The organism is Micromonospora sp. LOL_024 (genome assembly GCF_048060415.1).
In the GTDB taxonomy this organism is placed as follows: domain Bacteria; phylum Actinomycetota; class Actinomycetes; order Mycobacteriales; family Micromonosporaceae; genus Micromonospora.
Window position 1 is genome coordinate 572,890 of record NZ_JBHMIS010000001.1, and the last position, 14,388, is coordinate 587,277.

At 70.8% G+C, this 14,388-nt stretch carries 16 protein-coding genes; 2 read left to right on the forward strand and 14 right to left on the reverse strand.

The annotated features are described in order from the left end of the window. Positions 1–17: 17 nt before the first annotated feature. The 4 genes from ACFHWY_RS02800 to ACFHWY_RS02815 all read right to left on the reverse strand — a co-directional run bounded on the left by ACFHWY_RS02800 (position 18) and on the right by ACFHWY_RS02815 (position 5,920). Complete coding sequence (locus ACFHWY_RS02800) at positions 18–1,865, reverse strand: ABC transporter ATP-binding protein (protein ID WP_416578671.1); 1,848 nt, start codon at positions 1,863–1,865, stop codon at positions 18–20. A gap of 53 nt (positions 1,866–1,918) precedes the next feature. Then, positions 1,919–3,751 carry an ABC transporter ATP-binding protein gene (locus ACFHWY_RS02805; protein WP_416578457.1) on the reverse strand — a complete coding sequence of 611 codons (1,833 nt, stop codon included), beginning with the start codon at positions 3,749–3,751 and terminating at the stop codon, positions 1,919–1,921. 115 nt (positions 3,752–3,866) lie between these two features. Then, on the reverse strand, positions 3,867–4,397 hold the full coding sequence (locus tag ACFHWY_RS02810; RefSeq protein WP_416578458.1) for a methylated-DNA--[protein]-cysteine S-methyltransferase: 531 nt from the start codon (positions 4,395–4,397) through the stop codon (positions 3,867–3,869). 20 nt (positions 4,398–4,417) lie between these two features. Next, on the reverse strand, positions 4,418–5,920 hold the full coding sequence (locus tag ACFHWY_RS02815; RefSeq protein WP_416578459.1) for a DNA-3-methyladenine glycosylase 2 family protein: 1,503 nt from the start codon (positions 5,918–5,920) through the stop codon (positions 4,418–4,420). Positions 5,921–6,117: 197 nt separating this feature from the next. On the opposite strand from ACFHWY_RS02815, the gene ACFHWY_RS02820 reads away from it, so the two are divergent. Beyond that, positions 6,118–6,603 (forward strand): hypothetical protein, encoded by a 486-nt coding sequence (locus ACFHWY_RS02820; protein WP_416578460.1) that lies wholly within the window; start codon positions 6,118–6,120, stop codon positions 6,601–6,603. 129 nt (positions 6,604–6,732) lie between these two features. Continuing rightward, positions 6,733–7,818 carry a redox-regulated ATPase YchF gene (gene ychF / locus ACFHWY_RS02825; RefSeq protein WP_416578461.1) on the forward strand — a complete coding sequence of 362 codons (1,086 nt, stop codon included), beginning with the start codon at positions 6,733–6,735 and terminating at the stop codon, positions 7,816–7,818. Between the two features lie 20 nt (positions 7,819–7,838). Here the strand turns inward: ychF and ACFHWY_RS02830 are convergent, their stop codons facing one another. From ACFHWY_RS02830 to ACFHWY_RS02875, 10 genes are all read right to left on the reverse strand, one after another. After that, on the reverse strand, positions 7,839–8,945 hold the full coding sequence (locus tag ACFHWY_RS02830; RefSeq protein WP_416578462.1) for a tyrosine-type recombinase/integrase: 1,107 nt from the start codon (positions 8,943–8,945) through the stop codon (positions 7,839–7,841). A gap of 1 nt (position 8,946) precedes the next feature. Continuing rightward, entirely contained in the window at positions 8,947–9,138 is a 192-nt protein-coding gene (locus tag ACFHWY_RS02835; protein ID WP_416578463.1) for a helix-turn-helix transcriptional regulator, read from the reverse strand. Positions 9,139–9,161: 23 nt separating this feature from the next. Beyond that, a complete protein-coding gene (locus tag ACFHWY_RS02840) occupies positions 9,162–10,958 on the reverse strand; it encodes a replication initiator (RefSeq protein WP_416578464.1) in 1,797 nt (598 codons plus the stop codon). Continuing rightward, entirely contained in the window at positions 10,958–11,221 is a 264-nt protein-coding gene (locus ACFHWY_RS02845; RefSeq protein WP_416578465.1) for a hypothetical protein, read from the reverse strand. Before ACFHWY_RS02845 ends, ACFHWY_RS02840 begins: the two co-directional genes overlap by 1 nt. Continuing rightward, positions 11,218–11,958: a hypothetical protein gene (locus ACFHWY_RS02850; protein ID WP_416578466.1), complete on the reverse strand. Its 741-nt coding sequence runs from the start codon at positions 11,956–11,958 to the stop codon at positions 11,218–11,220. Before ACFHWY_RS02850 ends, ACFHWY_RS02845 begins: the two co-directional genes overlap by 4 nt. Positions 11,959–12,028: 70 nt before the next feature. Further along, on the reverse strand, positions 12,029–12,406 hold the full coding sequence (locus ACFHWY_RS02855) for an RRQRL motif-containing zinc-binding protein (RefSeq protein WP_416578467.1): 378 nt from the start codon (positions 12,404–12,406) through the stop codon (positions 12,029–12,031). Then, positions 12,403–12,702 carry a hypothetical protein gene (locus tag ACFHWY_RS02860; protein ID WP_416578468.1) on the reverse strand — a complete coding sequence of 100 codons (300 nt, stop codon included), beginning with the start codon at positions 12,700–12,702 and terminating at the stop codon, positions 12,403–12,405. Before ACFHWY_RS02860 ends, ACFHWY_RS02855 begins: the two co-directional genes overlap by 4 nt. After that, on the reverse strand, positions 12,699–13,145 hold the full coding sequence (locus tag ACFHWY_RS02865) for a hypothetical protein (RefSeq protein WP_416578469.1): 447 nt from the start codon (positions 13,143–13,145) through the stop codon (positions 12,699–12,701). Before ACFHWY_RS02865 ends, ACFHWY_RS02860 begins: the two co-directional genes overlap by 4 nt. An 84-nt stretch (positions 13,146–13,229) precedes the next feature. Continuing rightward, positions 13,230–13,439 carry a hypothetical protein gene (locus tag ACFHWY_RS02870; RefSeq protein WP_416578470.1) on the reverse strand — a complete coding sequence of 70 codons (210 nt, stop codon included), beginning with the start codon at positions 13,437–13,439 and terminating at the stop codon, positions 13,230–13,232. Continuing rightward, positions 13,436–14,305 (reverse strand): FtsK/SpoIIIE domain-containing protein, encoded by an 870-nt coding sequence (locus ACFHWY_RS02875; protein WP_416578471.1) that lies wholly within the window; start codon positions 14,303–14,305, stop codon positions 13,436–13,438. The genes ACFHWY_RS02870 and ACFHWY_RS02875 overlap by 4 nt, the downstream gene beginning before the upstream one ends. Positions 14,306–14,388: the final 83 nt, after the last annotated feature.

Below are 14,388 nucleotides of genomic sequence, written 5' to 3' on the forward strand. Positions count from 1 at the left end.
GGATATCGGAGGGCGGATCAGAGCAGCGAGTCGCGCCACTGGCGGTGCAGGGCCGCGTACCGGCCGCCGTCGGCGATCAACTCGGCCGGCGGGCCGTCCTCGACGATCCGGCCGTCGTCGAGGACGAGGACCCGGTCGGCGGTCTGCACGGTGGAGAGCCGGTGCGCGATCACCACCGCGGTTCGGTCCCGCAGGACGGTGCCGAGCGCGTGCTGCACCAGACGCTCGGTCGGCACGTCCAGCGACGAGGTGGCCTCGTCGAGGACCAACACCGCCGGGTCGGCCAGGAAGGCCCGGGCGAAGGCGACGAGTTGTCGCTGGCCGGCGGAGAGCCGCCCGCCGCGCCGGTGCACCTCGGTGGCGTACCCGTCGGGCAGCGCCGCGATGAAGTCGTGCGCGCCGATCGCCCGGGCTGTGGCCTCGACGGCGGCGTCGGCGGCGTCCGGGCGACCGAACCGGATGTTCTCCGCCACGGTGCCGCCGAATAGGTGGGTCTCCTGGGTCACCAGCACCACTGTCCGGCGTAGTTCGGTGTCGGCCAGCTGACGCAGGTCCACGCCGTCGAGGGTGACCGTGCCGGTGGCCGGGTCGTGAAAGCGGGCCAGCAGCTTGGCGACGGTGGACTTTCCGGCGCCGGTCGGCCCGATCAGCGCCACGGTCTGCCCGGCGGGGATGGTGAGGTCAAGCCCGGTCAGGATCGGCGCGTCGGGGCGGTAGCCGAACGACACCGCCTGAAAACGGAGGGCCCCGCGTACCGGGACGTCGGGCAGCGGTACCGGATGAACGGGTTCGGCGACGGCGGGCCGTTCGTCGAGCACCCCGGCGAGCTTCTCCAGCGCCGCGGTCGCCGACTGCAACGAGTTGTAGAACTGGCTCAGTTCCTGCATCGGCTCGAAGAACCGGCGCAGATAGAGCAGGAAGGCCGCGAGCACACCCACGGCCGTCTCGCCGCCCAGCACCCGGGCACCGCCATAGCAGAGCACCCCCGCCACGGTGACGTTGCCGATCAGTTTGATGCTCGGCGAGTACGTCGCGATCAGGCGGAACGCCTGCCGGCTGTACCGGCGGTAGTCGTCGTTGACGGCGTCGAAGATCCACTGGTTTCGCGGCTCCCGGCGATACGCCTGCACGGCCCGGATGCCCCGCATCGATTCGACGAAGTGAACGATGACCAGTGCCATCGCCTCCCGGGTGTGGCGGTACGCGGTGGCCGACGACCTGGCGAACCAGCGAGACAGCCAGAACAGCAGTGGGAAGGCGAGCAGGGTCACCGCGGCCAGCGGCAAATCGAGCCAGAGCAGGACGCTGGCCACCGAGACGATCGTCAGCGCGGCCATCACCAGCGACTCCACACCCCCGTCGACCAACTCGGCGATCGAGTCGATGTCGCTGGTCAACCGCGAGATCATCCGGCCCGAGGTGTACCGCTCGTGGAAGGCCACCGGCAGTCGCAGGAAGTGCCCGTACACCCGTTGGCGCAGGTCGAGCAGGACGGCCTGGCCGATCCGGGCGGAGAGGTTGAGGAAACCGCGCCGGGCCGCGTACTCGATCCCGGTCGCCGCGGCGAAGGACACGGCGACGGCGGCCAGCGGCCCGGCCCGACCTTCCCGCAGCCGCTCGATAGCCCGGTCGATGCCGAGCATGACCAGGTACGGCCCGGACATGGCCGCGGCGTTCTGGGTCAGCAGCAGCACGACCGCCGTACCCAGCCGGCCGCGGTGCGGACGCAGCACCCCGGCCAGCAGCGTCCGGCTGCGGCCTCGCAGCCGGGCCACCGCCGCCGGATCGGTGTCCTCGGCGTGGCTACGATCCGCGTGCGGGTCCGGTGCGATTCCGCGCCACCAGGCCGGTTCGCCTTCCGGCAGGGGCGAGCCGCGAGGCCGATCGGCCCTGCTCTGCGGCCGGGGTCCTCGGGAGTTCACGAGCGCACCAGCGGCGGCCCCCCGGGGGGCCTGCGGGGAGGTGGCGGCGCGGCTGGCTTGGCGGACAGCACCGCGCGGTACGCGGGCACGGTGGCCAGCAGTTCGCTGTGTGTGCCGACGGCCCCGATCCGGCCCTGCTCCAGCAACGCTACCCGGTCGGCGAGCGCGACGGTGGAGGGCCGGTGCACCACCAGCAGCGCGGTGGTGTCGCGCAGCACCCCCTTCAGCGCCGACTCCACCAGCGCCTCGGTGTGAACGTCCAGCGCGGAGAGCGGATCGTCGAGGACCAGCACGGCCGGCCGGACCAGCACCGCCCGAGCCAGCGCCAGCCGTTGCCGCTGCCCGCCGGAAAGCGACAGGCCCTGCTCGCCGAGCCGGGTACGCAGCCCCCACGGTAGTTCGTACGCGAAGTCGGCCTGGGCCAGTGCGAGGGCGGCCCGCACCTCGTCCTCTCCGGCGTCGGGCCGGCCGAGCGTGAGGTTCTCCCACACCGACATCGAGAAGAGCGTCGGCTCCTCGAAGGCCATTCCGACCAGCTGGCGCAGCGAGGCCAGCCGCAGGTCACGCAGGTCGTGCCCGTCCAGGGTGATCCGGCCCGCCCCGACGTCGTGCAGCCGGGGCACCAGCGAAAGCAGGGTGCTCTTGCCGCTGCCGGTGGCGCCGACCACCGCCAGGGTCTCGCCCGGCTCCACGGTCAGGTCGATGCCGCGCAGCACCGGGACGGCGCTGTCCGGGTAGCGGAAGCCGACCGCCTCGAAGCGGAGCCGGCCGCGCACCGTCGAGCGGGCCAGCACGACGGCACCGGCTGCGTCGACAATGGCCGGCGGGGTGTCGAGCACCTCCTGGATCCGGTCTGCGGCGGTGGCTGCCTCCTGCCCGTTGGCGATGATCCAACCGAGCGTCTGTACCGGCCAGATCAGCATCAGCTGGAGGCTGACGAAGGCGACCAGCTGACCGACGGTGAGCCGTCCGGCGGCGACCGCCGCGGCGCCGGCCACCAGCACGACGCTCAGGGTGACATTGGGCACCAGGTCGAGCAGCGCGGCGGTACGGGCCAGTAACCGCCCCTTGTCGACCCCGATGTCGTGCAACGCTTCGGTGCCGGCCGTGAACCGGTCGGTCAGTTGCGGTCCCCGCCCGTACGCCTTCATCGTGCGTAGGCCCTGCGCGGTCTCCTCGACCAGCGTCGCCACGTCGCCCTGCTGGTCCTGCATCCGTCTGGACGCGGTGTGATAGTGCCGGCCGAAGCGGCGGGCGATCACGAACAGCGGGACCGCGCTGACCCCCACCAGCAGGCCCAGCACCGAGTGCAGGTGGACCAGCAGCACCACGACGGCCAGGTACGTGGCCACGTTGAGGATGAGGAAGAACAGTCCGAAGGAGAGGAAGCGGCGCAGTACCGACAGGTCGCTGGTGACCCGGGAGAGCAACTGGCCGGACGGCCACCGGTCGTGGACGCTGGGCGGCAGCTTCTGCAGGTGGGCGTAGACGTCGGCCCGGATGGCCGCCTCCATCGCCACCGAGGACGACGACTGCACCCACCGGCGGATGAAGATGAGCGAGGCTTCGGCCACACCGAGCAGCAGGGCGAGCGCGGCCAGCTGGTACAGCCCGGTGAGGTCGCGGCGGGCGATCGGCCCGTCGACCACCTGCTGCGCGACCAGGGGTACGGCGATGCCGGCCCCGGTGGCGGCGAGCCCGGCCAGCATCAACCAGCTGAACTGGACAGCGTGTGGACGCAGGTACCGGCGCAGCCGCCAGATGTTGCGCAGCTGATACCGACGGACCTCGCCCCGGTCGGCCGGGCCGCCGTCGCTCCCCGCAGCCACGACCCGACGGTAGCGGCAAACGGGAGTCGGGCCGCTGTCGGCTTGTTGTCAGCCACCCGCCGCCCCGCCCCCTCCGGCAGTAACTGTGAGGCGGCGGTGTCGCGCGCAGTGACGATTACTTATAGTGGCGGACTGCTGTCCCAGCGCCTCGCTCGTGGTCGAGGAGCCAGCGCTTCACCGGCAGTCCCCAGCGGTAGCCGCCGAGCGCTCCGTCGGTGCGCAGTACCCGATGGCAGGGGACGAAGAGGGCGGCGGCGTTACGGGCGCAGGCCGCGGCGGCTGCCCGCACCGCCGCGGGGCGGCCGGCCAGAGCGGCGTACCCGGTGTAGGTGATCGGCTCACCCGGCTTCACCCCGCGCAACACCTGCCAGGCGTGGGACATGAACACCCCGCCGGTGTGCTGCTCGACCGGGACGTCGTCGATGGCGGCGAGATCGCCGCCGAGGTAGGCGGCCACAGCGGCGGTGATCGGGCCGAGGCCCGGCCGCTGACCAACTGTGCCCCGCAGACTGGGGTGCACCAGCGGGAGCAGGTTCGCCGGGTCGGCGGTGAAGCCGGCGGCCCGCACCGCGCCGTCCGGGCCGGCGAGGATGGCGAACGGCCCGACGGGAGTGTCGATGACCGTGCTGTCGATCGTGCTGCTCATGCTTCTCTTCCAATTCAAACTCATGCTGCTCTCCAGAGATGAATCACCGCATAGGAACGCCAGGGGCGCCAGCGGGTGGCGTACCCGTCAAGGGTCCTGGGATCGGCGGGCAGGCTCAGGGCGACGGCGCCCCGGCGCACCGCGAGGTCGCTCGCGAGAAACACGTCCGGGTCGCCGAGCGCGCGCATCGCCAGATGGCCCGCCGTCCAACCGCCGATACCAGGGACAGCGGTCAGTTGCCGCACCGTCTCGGCCCGGTCCCCGCCCGGCTCCAGATCGAGCCGCCCGTCGACAACGGCCCGCGCCACCGCCCGGATCGTCTCCCGCCGCCCCGCCGGCATCCGGAACCCGGCATCCGCCACCCCCAACACCTCCTCAGCGGTGACGAATCCCCGCAGTGCCCCGCCGCGCCTCCAACCGTGTCGGTCAGGAGGTTCGCGTCGCGCGGCGCCGTTCTCCGTGACCAAAGCCTCTTGATCAACGCGGGTGGGGACGGTGGCGAGGAGATGGGTGAGGGTGGTGCGGGCTGAGGCCAGCGACACCTGTTGGGTGGCGATGGCGCGGACGGCCATCTCGAAACCGTCCACCGCCCTGGGAACGCGCACCCCGGGCCCGGCGGCCACCGCCGGTGCCAGCGCCGGATCGGCGGCGAGCGTCTGGTCGACGGCCACCGGGTCCGCGTCGAGGTCGAACAGGCGTCGGCAGCGGGCCACCGCGGGGGCCAGGTCCCGAAGGTCGGTCAGGCGAAGCGTCACCGCCACGTGCCCTGCCGCCGGAGTCAGCGTCGCCTCGCCGGTTCCGTGCGGCAACCGCAGGCCCCGTCGGTACGACCCGTCGTGCACCTTGTCCACCCCGGGCAAGGTGCGCCGGGCCAGGAAGTCGAGCAGCGCGGCGGCGTGCAGCGGCGGCCGGTACGCCAACCGCAGCGTGACCGTTCCCGCGCCGCCAACCAGAATGCCCCGGCCGGCGGCGGAACGCAGTTGTGACGGCGGCGCGCCGTAGACCTCCCGGACGGTGTCGTTGAACTGCCGGACGCTGCCGAAGCCGGCGGCGAATGCGATCTCGGCCAGCCCCAACCCGGTGGTCTCGATCAGGATGCGGGCCGTCTGGGCGCGCTGGGCGCGGGCCAACGCCAACGGCCCGGCGCCGAGCTCCGCACGTAGCATCCGGTGCAAGTGCCGTTCGGTGTATCCGAGCCGGGCGGCCAGCCCGGGCACCCCACCACGGTCGATCACCCCGTCGGCGATCATCCGCATCGCTCGGCCAACCACGTCGGCGCGTACGTCCCACAGAGGTGAACCGGGCGAGGCGTCTGGGCGGCAACGACGGCAGGCCCGTAGGCCGGCCTGTTGGGCCGCCGCCGACGACGGGAAGAAGCGTACGTTCTGTCGCTTGGGCGTGATCGCCGGGCAGGACGGCCGGCAGTAAATTCCGGTTGACGTGACACCGGTGAAGAACCAGCCGTCGAACCGCTGGTCGCGGCTGTCGACAGCCCGGTAACACCGCTCGAAGTCCAGTTCCACACCACCGATGATGCTCCCGCCTCCGGCCACCCGGCTGGCGGAATTCGGACCTGGGTTTAGGGAGGGCACCCTGTTGACGCCCGCGGTAGAGGGAGGGCCCCGGTCGACACTCTGCCGCGGGCGGCGCGGACGGGGCCGGGCGAAAGTGTCGGTTGTGGTCGGTAGCGTGCGCCCATCAACTGAAGAAGGGATGCGGCATGGCGAGCGCGGGGGGTCAGGCGGCGGCGTCGAGGCAGGTGCACGCCCCACTGGATGAGGTCGTGGTCCAACGCTTCTACGACCGGATGCGCGCGGTCGCTCCAGCAGCGCTCGGCGCCATCGAGCGGGACCGCGCCGACGATCCGGGCCGTGCATTCGGCGACACCGCCTGTGGCCGGTTGGTGCGCTCGCTGGACCACGACGGCACACGGGCGCTGGGCATGTGGGTGCACCACTGGTGCATGCGCTTCTACGACGACGACACCCGGGTCGCGTTGCGGCTGCTCCGGGAGATCGCCGGCCGGGCGGCGCTGGGCTGGACGGCCGACGAGGTTCACTGGATGCTCCGTGAGTCGCAGCACGCCGGCCCGGCCGCCGACGGGCGGTTCGCGTTGCCACTGGCCGCCGCCGCGGAGCTTGCTCCCGGAGCACGGCGGATCGACATGCTGGTCCCCCGTCAACCGGAGCCGCGCCATGACCGTTGACAGCACCGTTAGGCGGCCACGCCGAGCAGCTGGGCGGGGCTCCACGGCACCCCGCTCCGGAGCGGCGGGCGAGGCGGCGTCGAGCCTGCCTGCCGGCGGTCGTCGCGCACCGGCGTAAGCTGGCCCGTCGTGAGTCTCACCATCGGCATCGTCGGCCTGCCCAACGTCGGCAAGAGCACCCTGTTCAACGCGCTGACCAAGAACGACGTCCTCGCCGCGAACTACCCGTTCGCGACCATCGAGCCCAACGTCGGCGTGGTCGGGCTGCCGGACGAGCGGCTGCACGTGCTCGCCGAGATCTTCAATTCGCAGAAGGTGATCCCCGCTCCGGTGTCGTTCGTCGACATCGCCGGACTGGTGCGTGGCGCGTCCAAGGGGCAGGGGCGGGGCAACGCGTTCCTGGCCAACATCCGCGACGCCTCCGCGATCTGCCAGGTGGTGCGCGCCTTCTCCGACCCGAACGTGGTGCACGTCGACGGCAAGATCTCGCCGGCTGACGACATCGAGACGATCAACACCGAGCTGATCCTGGCCGACCTGCAGACGCTCGACAAGGCGCTGCCCCGGTTGGAGAAGGAGGCCAAGCTCCGCAAGGACCGGGCCGCCGCGGTCGATGCCGCGCGCAAGGCCGTCGGCGTACTGGACGGAGGCACCACCCTCTACACGGGTGCGGCGGCGGCCGGAGTGGAGCTGGAGCACCTACGTGAGCTGCACCTGCTCACCACCAAGCCGTTCCTGTACGTGTTCAACGTCGACGAAGCCGAGCTGAACAACGCCGAGTTCCTCGCCGAACTGCGGGCGCTGGTCGCTCCGGCCGAGGCGGTCTTCATGGACGCCAAGATCGAGTCCGAGCTGGTGGACCTGCCCGACGAGGAGGCCCGCGAACTGCTCGAGTCGATCGGGCAGGCCGAGCCGGGCCTGGACCAACTGGTCCGGGTCGGCTTCCGGACGCTCGGCCTGCAGACGTACCTCACCGCCGGGCCCAAGGAGGCGCGGGCCTGGACCGTCCCGGTCGGTGCCACCGCGCCAGAGGCAGCCGGGGTGATTCACTCCGACTTCCAGCGCGGCTTCATCAAGGCCGAGGTCGTCTCCTACGCCGACCTGGTCGAGGCCAGTTCGATGGCGGCAGCGAAGGCTGCGGGCAAGGTCCGCATCGAAGGCAAGGAGTACGTCATGAAAGACGGCGACGTGGTGGAGTTCCGCTTCAACGTCTGAATTCGGCCCGATCGCCCAGGTCAGCGGGTTGGTCCTTCGTCGTGGGGCACATCGGGGGCACATCCCCACGCGTCGTCGACCGCCCGGCGGGTGCGCTCCTCCGAGTCCGGCATCAGGTGCCCGTACGTCGACAGGACCAGGTTGGCATTTTCGTGCCCCAGCCGCTCGGCGACCACGATGACCGACTCGCCCTGCATCAGCAGCACCGAGGCGTAGTGGTGCCGCAGATCGTGGCTCGTGGTGCTCTCCGGCAGCCCGGCCTTTCGGACCGCCGCACCGAAGATGAGTGAGCCGTAGTAGTCATGCCGGTACGGGCCGGCAAAGCGGGTGGTGAAGATGGTCCCGTCATCGGCGGGCGAGTGGTCGGCACCGTGCGCGCGGAGAGCGTCTGCGACAACCTGGGGCAGTGGCACCGTGCGGCGTGACCGGGGCGTCTTCGGCACCGAACGCACCTTGGACTGCGGGGCAAACTGCCATTCGATCCGGACCAGCCGTGCAGTGAAGTCGACATCCTGGACGCGCAGCGCGAGCAGCTCGCCGAGACGCAGCCCCAAGCCGGCCTGAGTGATGACCATGGCCCGGTTGCGTGCGGGCATCGCATCCGCCAGCGCGCGCACCTGATCGACGGTGAGCGGCACGATGCGCTCTCGGTGTGCTGACGGCAGGTTGACCCGCACCACGGGGGAGCGACCGACGAGCCGATCCAGGACCGCCGCCGCGTAGATCGAGCGCAGCAGACCGACGAGGTTGCGCAGGGTCGACGGGGCCAGCACCTTGGCCCGGTCGGAGGCCCACGCCTGTACCTCGGAGGGCACGACCGCCGCCAGGCGTCGAGAGCCCAGCGGAGTCGCGGCAATGTGGGTCTCGATCAGACTGGCGACCCGTCGAGCGGTGGTGGGACGGTGAGCACGGCCGGCCGCCCAACGACGGGCGTACTCGACGACCGTCGTTTTGTCGGACGGGTCGACATACTGACCGCGCAGGATGTCGGCTTCCACCTGGGCGAGGAAGCGGTCAGCATCAACCTTGCGGGTAAACGACCGTTTGCGCTGGCGGCGAGCGTCGTCGCGCCACCGGGCCAGGTAGCTGACCTTGCCTTCCCGGACCCGCTTCTCGACGCTGCCCACCTCAGGCCGCCTGCCCGGTGAGCCAGGACCGCACGTCGGTCGGGTCGTACCGCAGGTGACGGCCGACCTTGAACGCGCGCGGACCAGTGCGGCGATACCGCCATTGGTAGAGCGTGCCGACCGGTACCCGCAGAAACGCGGACACCTCCTCGATCGACCACAGCTCCTCGGTCGCTACGTCTCGCCTTGCCAAAGTCGTCTCCTCCTTCTCGTCTGCTAGGCGGCCAGGACCAGGCCGGCCGGGTTGGTGCTGAGTTCGTGGGCGAGTTCTTCGCGGCCGGTGGTGCGTCGCTCGCGGGCCATGGCGGCGGCGGTGGCGGCGAGCAGGGCGTCTCCAGTGGTGTGCCAGCCGACGCCGGCGAAGGTGAGGGTGCCGACGATCAGGGTGGTGTCGTCGTCGAGGTGGTCGACGGCGCGGAGCGTGCCGGGCTGCTCGTCGGCCTGGTGGTGATGCTCGTGCCGCCGAAAGTTGACGCGGGTGTCGCGCAGGAGTTGGAAGGTGACCGAGTAGCGGCGGCCTTTGGTGAGGAAGTGGCCGCCGAAGCCGAGCATGTGAGCCCATCGGCGTAGCCGGGCGTAGGGGTTGCCGGTGGCGGGTGTCGTCGGTTCGGTGTCAAGGGCGGCTTGACGGTGGGCGACGCAGACGGGGCAGGCGGCGTAGCGGGTGTGGGTGCCGCAGTCGGGGCACTCCCATGCCGGGACGAAGCCGGGCCGGGGCCGGTGGTCCCGGGGCCGCTCCGAGAGCGGGACCGGGGTGTGGGTGGGTCGGCCGATGCGCCAGCAGGCGTCGATGAGGCGGGCGGTGTGGTCGCCGTCGCCGTCGGCGTAGTCGGCGATGGTGTCGGCGGTTAGGCGGGTGGAGGTGTGCCCGGTGGCCTCGGTGCTTTTGGTGGCGTACTTGGCAAGGTAGCCGGCGACCATGCCATCGGTGACCTCTCCGGTGCCGTCGGTGGCGATCGGCTCCAGGTCGATTTGCTCGCCCCAGGCGATCGGCCACCCGTGCGGCTGGTCGAGGTGGGCCGGGGTGTGGAACGTGATCTGTTCGGCGGCGTGTCGGAGGGCGTCGACGAGGTCGTCGAGGCTGAACCCGGCGGGCGGGGGGACGACGGCGTCGGGGTCCTGGCCGTCGACGCCGTCGAGGCGGGCGATGGCGTGGAAGTGCACCGCCCCGCGTGCCTGGAGTTCAGCGACCTTGCCGGGCGACAGGCGGACCGGTGCAACGGTGCGGGTGTTCCCGGAGGCGGTGACGACCTCGACTCGGGGGATGCCGTGGCGGCGGGCGAGTTTGGCGAGCCAGCGTTCTGCGGCTTGCTTGGTGCGGTGCCAGAGTTCGCCGGAGAACAGATTCCACACGACTTGGTGGTCGTGGTCGTAGCAGTCCAGGCACAGCGGATGCCCGAGCGCCTTGTCGCCGGTTTCGTGGCGTGCCCAGCAGACAGCGGGACGCCCGTGGGCGCAGAGGCCAGCGTCGCGGCGGGCGTGGCACGGCTCTGCCCGGCAGTCGCATCGCTTGCGGTTGTGGCAGGTGTGCCGCTTCACCACCCGCGCGTGAACGGTGCCGAAGGACGGTGCGGTGAAAGTGGCGAACACCGCCGGATGCGAGGCGACCGTCTCGGGGATGCCTTTGCCGCCGACCAGGCCAGCGCGCAGGAGTTGGAACGCGTCGCGCTGGTAGGTCTGCGCGCAGGACGGGCAGACGGTGGCGCGGCGGTTGCCGCAGGCGGTGTAGATCGCCGCGTCGGGCATGGCGTCGGTATGCCGCTGGTCGACGATGCGGCCGGTGGACTGCTCGACCGTCAGGAGTTGGCCGGCGAGGCGGATCGGCCGGGTGCAGCCTGCGGCGGCACGTACGTGTTCCAGCCAGCCGAAGTAGTCCGGTCGGGTGGTGCGTTCGAAGGCGGAGCCGGCGGCGGTGTAGCCGTAGACCGGTGGGGTGGTGTCGGTGGTGTCGGCGTTCGAGCCCACACCCCGGGCCAGAGCGGTCCGGGGTGTGAGGTCCAGCGTCGACGCCATCAGGCCGCAACCCGGAGGGGGCGGGTGGTGATGGTGCGTTCGCGCACGATGATGCGGCAGGCGCCGCATTGGCGCTTGGCCGGCTCGTGCCGGTGACACGGGATGGTGGCGGTCACGTTGCCGCAGCGGATGGTGACCGGTGCCCGGCAGGGACCGCCGGGGATGACATCGACGAGGGTGCGGCGGATGTCGAACGGGTGCCCGTCCGGGTAGTTGGGGCAGGTGTGGGTGACGTGTTCGATGTCGACGAGGTAGATGGTCATCGGGCACCACCGGTCAGGGTGGCGAGGAGCTGTCCCGCTGTGGCGGGGGTGATGTCGAGTCGGTCGGCCAGCTCGACGGCGGTGATGGGCCGTCCGGTGGCCTGTTCGTGCTGCACGGCCGAGAAGCGGGCCATGGGCAGCAGGTGAGTGGGGATGTCGACCGGCTCGACAGTCGGCACGGTGACAGGCTCTGGCGCAGGGATCGGCTCGACCGTAGGGACCGGGGTCGGTTCGGGTGCGGTGATCGCGACTGGCGCGTCGGTGGTGACCTGCTCGGCGGCGGCCTGGACGTGGATGGGTTCGGCCGGCTCAACCGGCGGGTTGGTGGTGCCCTTGGTGGGGGCGAGGACGAGTTTGACCAGGGCCATGAAGGCTAAGGCGGGTACGGCGGACAGGAGCCAGCCGGAGATGCCGGGCTTGGCGACGGCCAACTGTGCGGCCAGGGACAGGCTGGCAGCGGCGACCAGGAGGAAGAGTGGGTAGCCGATGGGTGCACCTGCACGGCGGCGTCGGCGGATGGTCAGTAGGCAGGCGACGGGGACGAGTTCGGAGATGACGGCGTTGGCCCAGCCGAACCACTCCCCGGTGCCAGCCGGGGAGTTGGCAAGCGTCCAGTCCTTGACGTGGGTGAAGGAGGCGGCACCGGCGAAGCCGGCGACGACGAGGAGGATGAGGACCAGGACGGCACCTTCGATGCGGGTGCCGGTGGTGGTGCCGGTGGTGGGTTGAGGGTTCATCGGACACCGCCCATGTAGGCCATAGCGGCACCGATGAGCAGGATGACGGCGAAGGTGATCAGGACGCCCATCAGGAATCTCCTTCGTGGCAGTCGAGGCAGCAGCCGTAGCGGCGGGGGATGTAGTAGGGCTTGACCTGCTGGCAGTAGCGGCAGGTCCGACGAGCGGTCAGCGCCTTGCCGATGGCCTCCCGCTGGGCAGGGGTGGCGGTGCGCTTGGGCTTGGCCCAGTCGAGGCGGTAGAGGTAGGCGACCCGCTTGCCGCGTCGCCAGAGGATCTGAGCGACCGGGTCATGACCTCCGGGACGGAGTCCTGCGGCGCGGAGTTGCCGCAGGGTGGCCAGCCCGGTGGGGGCCATCCGGTAAGGGAAGGTGGGGAAGCCGTGGCGGGTGCCGAGCGGGTCGTAGAAGCGGACCCGTAGGCCGATGTGGTCAGCGAAGTCGGTCACGGCCGATCACCCCAGCGCTGCTGGGCGGCCTGTCGGGAGATACCGAGCCGGGAGCCGATCTCGGCCCAGGAATAGCCGAACTGGCGCAGCCCGATCACGGCATCGGTAATTGCTTCATCGATGACGGAGGACAGGGTGACGAGGTCGCGGAGTGCTTCCACATCTCCGGTAGCGACGCGGCGACCGTGGGCGCGGATGACGCGCCGAGCGAAGCCGGCGAACTCGTCGTTCTCGACGACATCCCGCCGCTTCTGCGCGGGAACCCGGGGCGTCAAGGACTTCTTGACGGTGCTCATCGGTTCTCACCTCCGGTGGTGTGGAGGCGGTCCCACTCGTCAGCGGCCGTTTCAAGGGCCGTGATGACCTGCTCGGCGGTGCGGCCGGGGTCGTCGTTCCAGGAGTAGGGGGAGGTGTGTTCGTCGATGAGGTAGCCGTCGTCGTCGACGGTGCAGATGGGCTCGTAGTCGTCGAGGTAGGTGGTGAAGACACCGACGGCGGTGCGGAAGGCGACCTGGGTGCCGCAGTCGAGGCTGTAGAAGTGGTCGACGCGGTGACCAGCGGCGGCCATGCCGATAGCCCCGACGGCGCAGGCCGGCGAGGTGAGGGTGTCGGTGGCAACGGCGGCGGGGTAGTAGGTGCCCTGGTGCCAGCCGTGCCGGCGCAGGTAGAGGGCAGCCATCCGCAGCAGGTCAGCGGGTGTGACCTGTAGGTCGGTGGGTGGGTTGTGGGTAGCCTTCATGGCAGCCACGTCCTTCCGGTAAGGGCTTGGTGGAGGTCGGCAGGACCGGTGTGCTTGCGAGGCCGATCCCGGTCCTGTCGACTGCTAGTGGTTGCGGAGCCGCAGGTAGCGGCGGTGTCGGGTGTCGTCGCCGCCCATCTGGTGTGGGGCGGAGACGTAGACGAGCCGTCCGGTGGCGCGGGCGGCGTGGATCATCACGGCCAGGTCTTCCGGGGTGCCGACGACCCAGATCTCCGTGTACTGGTTGGCCCGCTGGTTGCTGGCTTTGGCGTGGGCGCGTTCGCGGGTGGTCATGCCGCCATCCCCCAATCGGCCGGGGAGCCGGCAGGGGTGCCGATGGTGCTCGGTCGGCGGATCCACGCGGCGTAGTCCGCGATCCCGGCGATCTGCGCATCGGTCAGGTAAGCGACCTTGATCCGGCGCGGGACACCGCCCTCAGCGATGAGGTACGCGGCGCCCTGGTTGGTGGGGGCGATGTCGGTGGCGGAGTAGCCCTGCTCAGCCCAGCCGTGACCCAGCACGATGTTGGAGCTGTTGGGGGTGGTGCAGCGGAACGCGGCCCGGTAGCCGAACAGGTCCCGCAACGAGGTGGGAATGATGTCGAACGACGGCCGCTGCGTCGCGGCCACAACGGGAATGCCGGCGGCACGGCCCCGGGCGACCAGGTCCCGCAGCAGGGCGACGAACTCTTCCTGCTCCTGCTTGGCTCCGACGGTGGCGGAGTAGAAGGCGATCTCGTCGACCAGGACCGTAATCACGGAGAGGCGGTCGGCGGCGGTGACCTTGCGCCGGTTGTGGGCGCGCAGCCACGCGTAGCGGTTGTTCATCACCACCTGCAGACGTCGCAGGACGTCGAGAGCGGCGGGCATGTCGGGGCCGATGAACGCATCGGCGGAGTCCTCCCACTGCCCCAACTCGACGAGCTTTCCGTCCAACAGCACCAGGCGGCTGTCGACGGACAGGGCGGCGTGCGCGGCGATGGCGTTGAGCAGGCCGGACTTACCTCCGCCGGGTTCGCCACCGGCGAGGAGGTTGCGGTAGGCGAGGGTGATGTAGACGGGCTGGCCGAACTCGTCGATGCCGATGAAGATGGGGTCGAACATCGACAGGCCAGGCCCCACCGGAACCCCCGCAGACGGGGAGGCGGTAGCGGTAGTCATGGGGTGCCCTCCTTGGGCGTTGGTGGGCGCGAGAAGCCACACGAACGAGCCCGTAGGGCTCCTCGCGTCCCGGTTCGGGTGTG

What these genes read in the sequence shown, in the direction of transcription:
- ACFHWY_RS02820 (WP_416578460.1), top strand. Translation starts at nt 6,118, where the DNA reads ATGGCGAGCGCGGGGGGTCAGGCGGCGGCGTCGAGGCAGGTGCACGCC.
- ACFHWY_RS02810 (WP_416578458.1), bottom strand. Translation starts at nt 4,397, where the DNA reads ATGAGCAGCACGATCGACAGCACGGTCATCGACACTCCCGTCGGGCCG.
- ACFHWY_RS02870 (WP_416578470.1), bottom strand. Translation starts at nt 13,439, where the DNA reads ATGACCACCCGCGAACGCGCCCACGCCAAAGCCAGCAACCAGCGGGCC.
- ACFHWY_RS02875 (WP_416578471.1), bottom strand. Translation starts at nt 14,305, where the DNA reads ATGACTACCGCTACCGCCTCCCCGTCTGCGGGGGTTCCGGTGGGGCCT.
- ACFHWY_RS02865 (WP_416578469.1), bottom strand. Translation starts at nt 13,145, where the DNA reads ATGAAGGCTACCCACAACCCACCCACCGACCTACAGGTCACACCCGCT.
- ACFHWY_RS02850 (WP_416578466.1), bottom strand. Translation starts at nt 11,958, where the DNA reads ATGAACCCTCAACCCACCACCGGCACCACCACCGGCACCCGCATCGAA.
- ACFHWY_RS02860 (WP_416578468.1), bottom strand. Translation starts at nt 12,702, where the DNA reads ATGAGCACCGTCAAGAAGTCCTTGACGCCCCGGGTTCCCGCGCAGAAG.
- ACFHWY_RS02845 (WP_416578465.1), bottom strand. Translation starts at nt 11,221, where the DNA reads ATGACCATCTACCTCGTCGACATCGAACACGTCACCCACACCTGCCCC.
- ACFHWY_RS02840 (WP_416578464.1), bottom strand. Translation starts at nt 10,958, where the DNA reads ATGGCGTCGACGCTGGACCTCACACCCCGGACCGCTCTGGCCCGGGGT.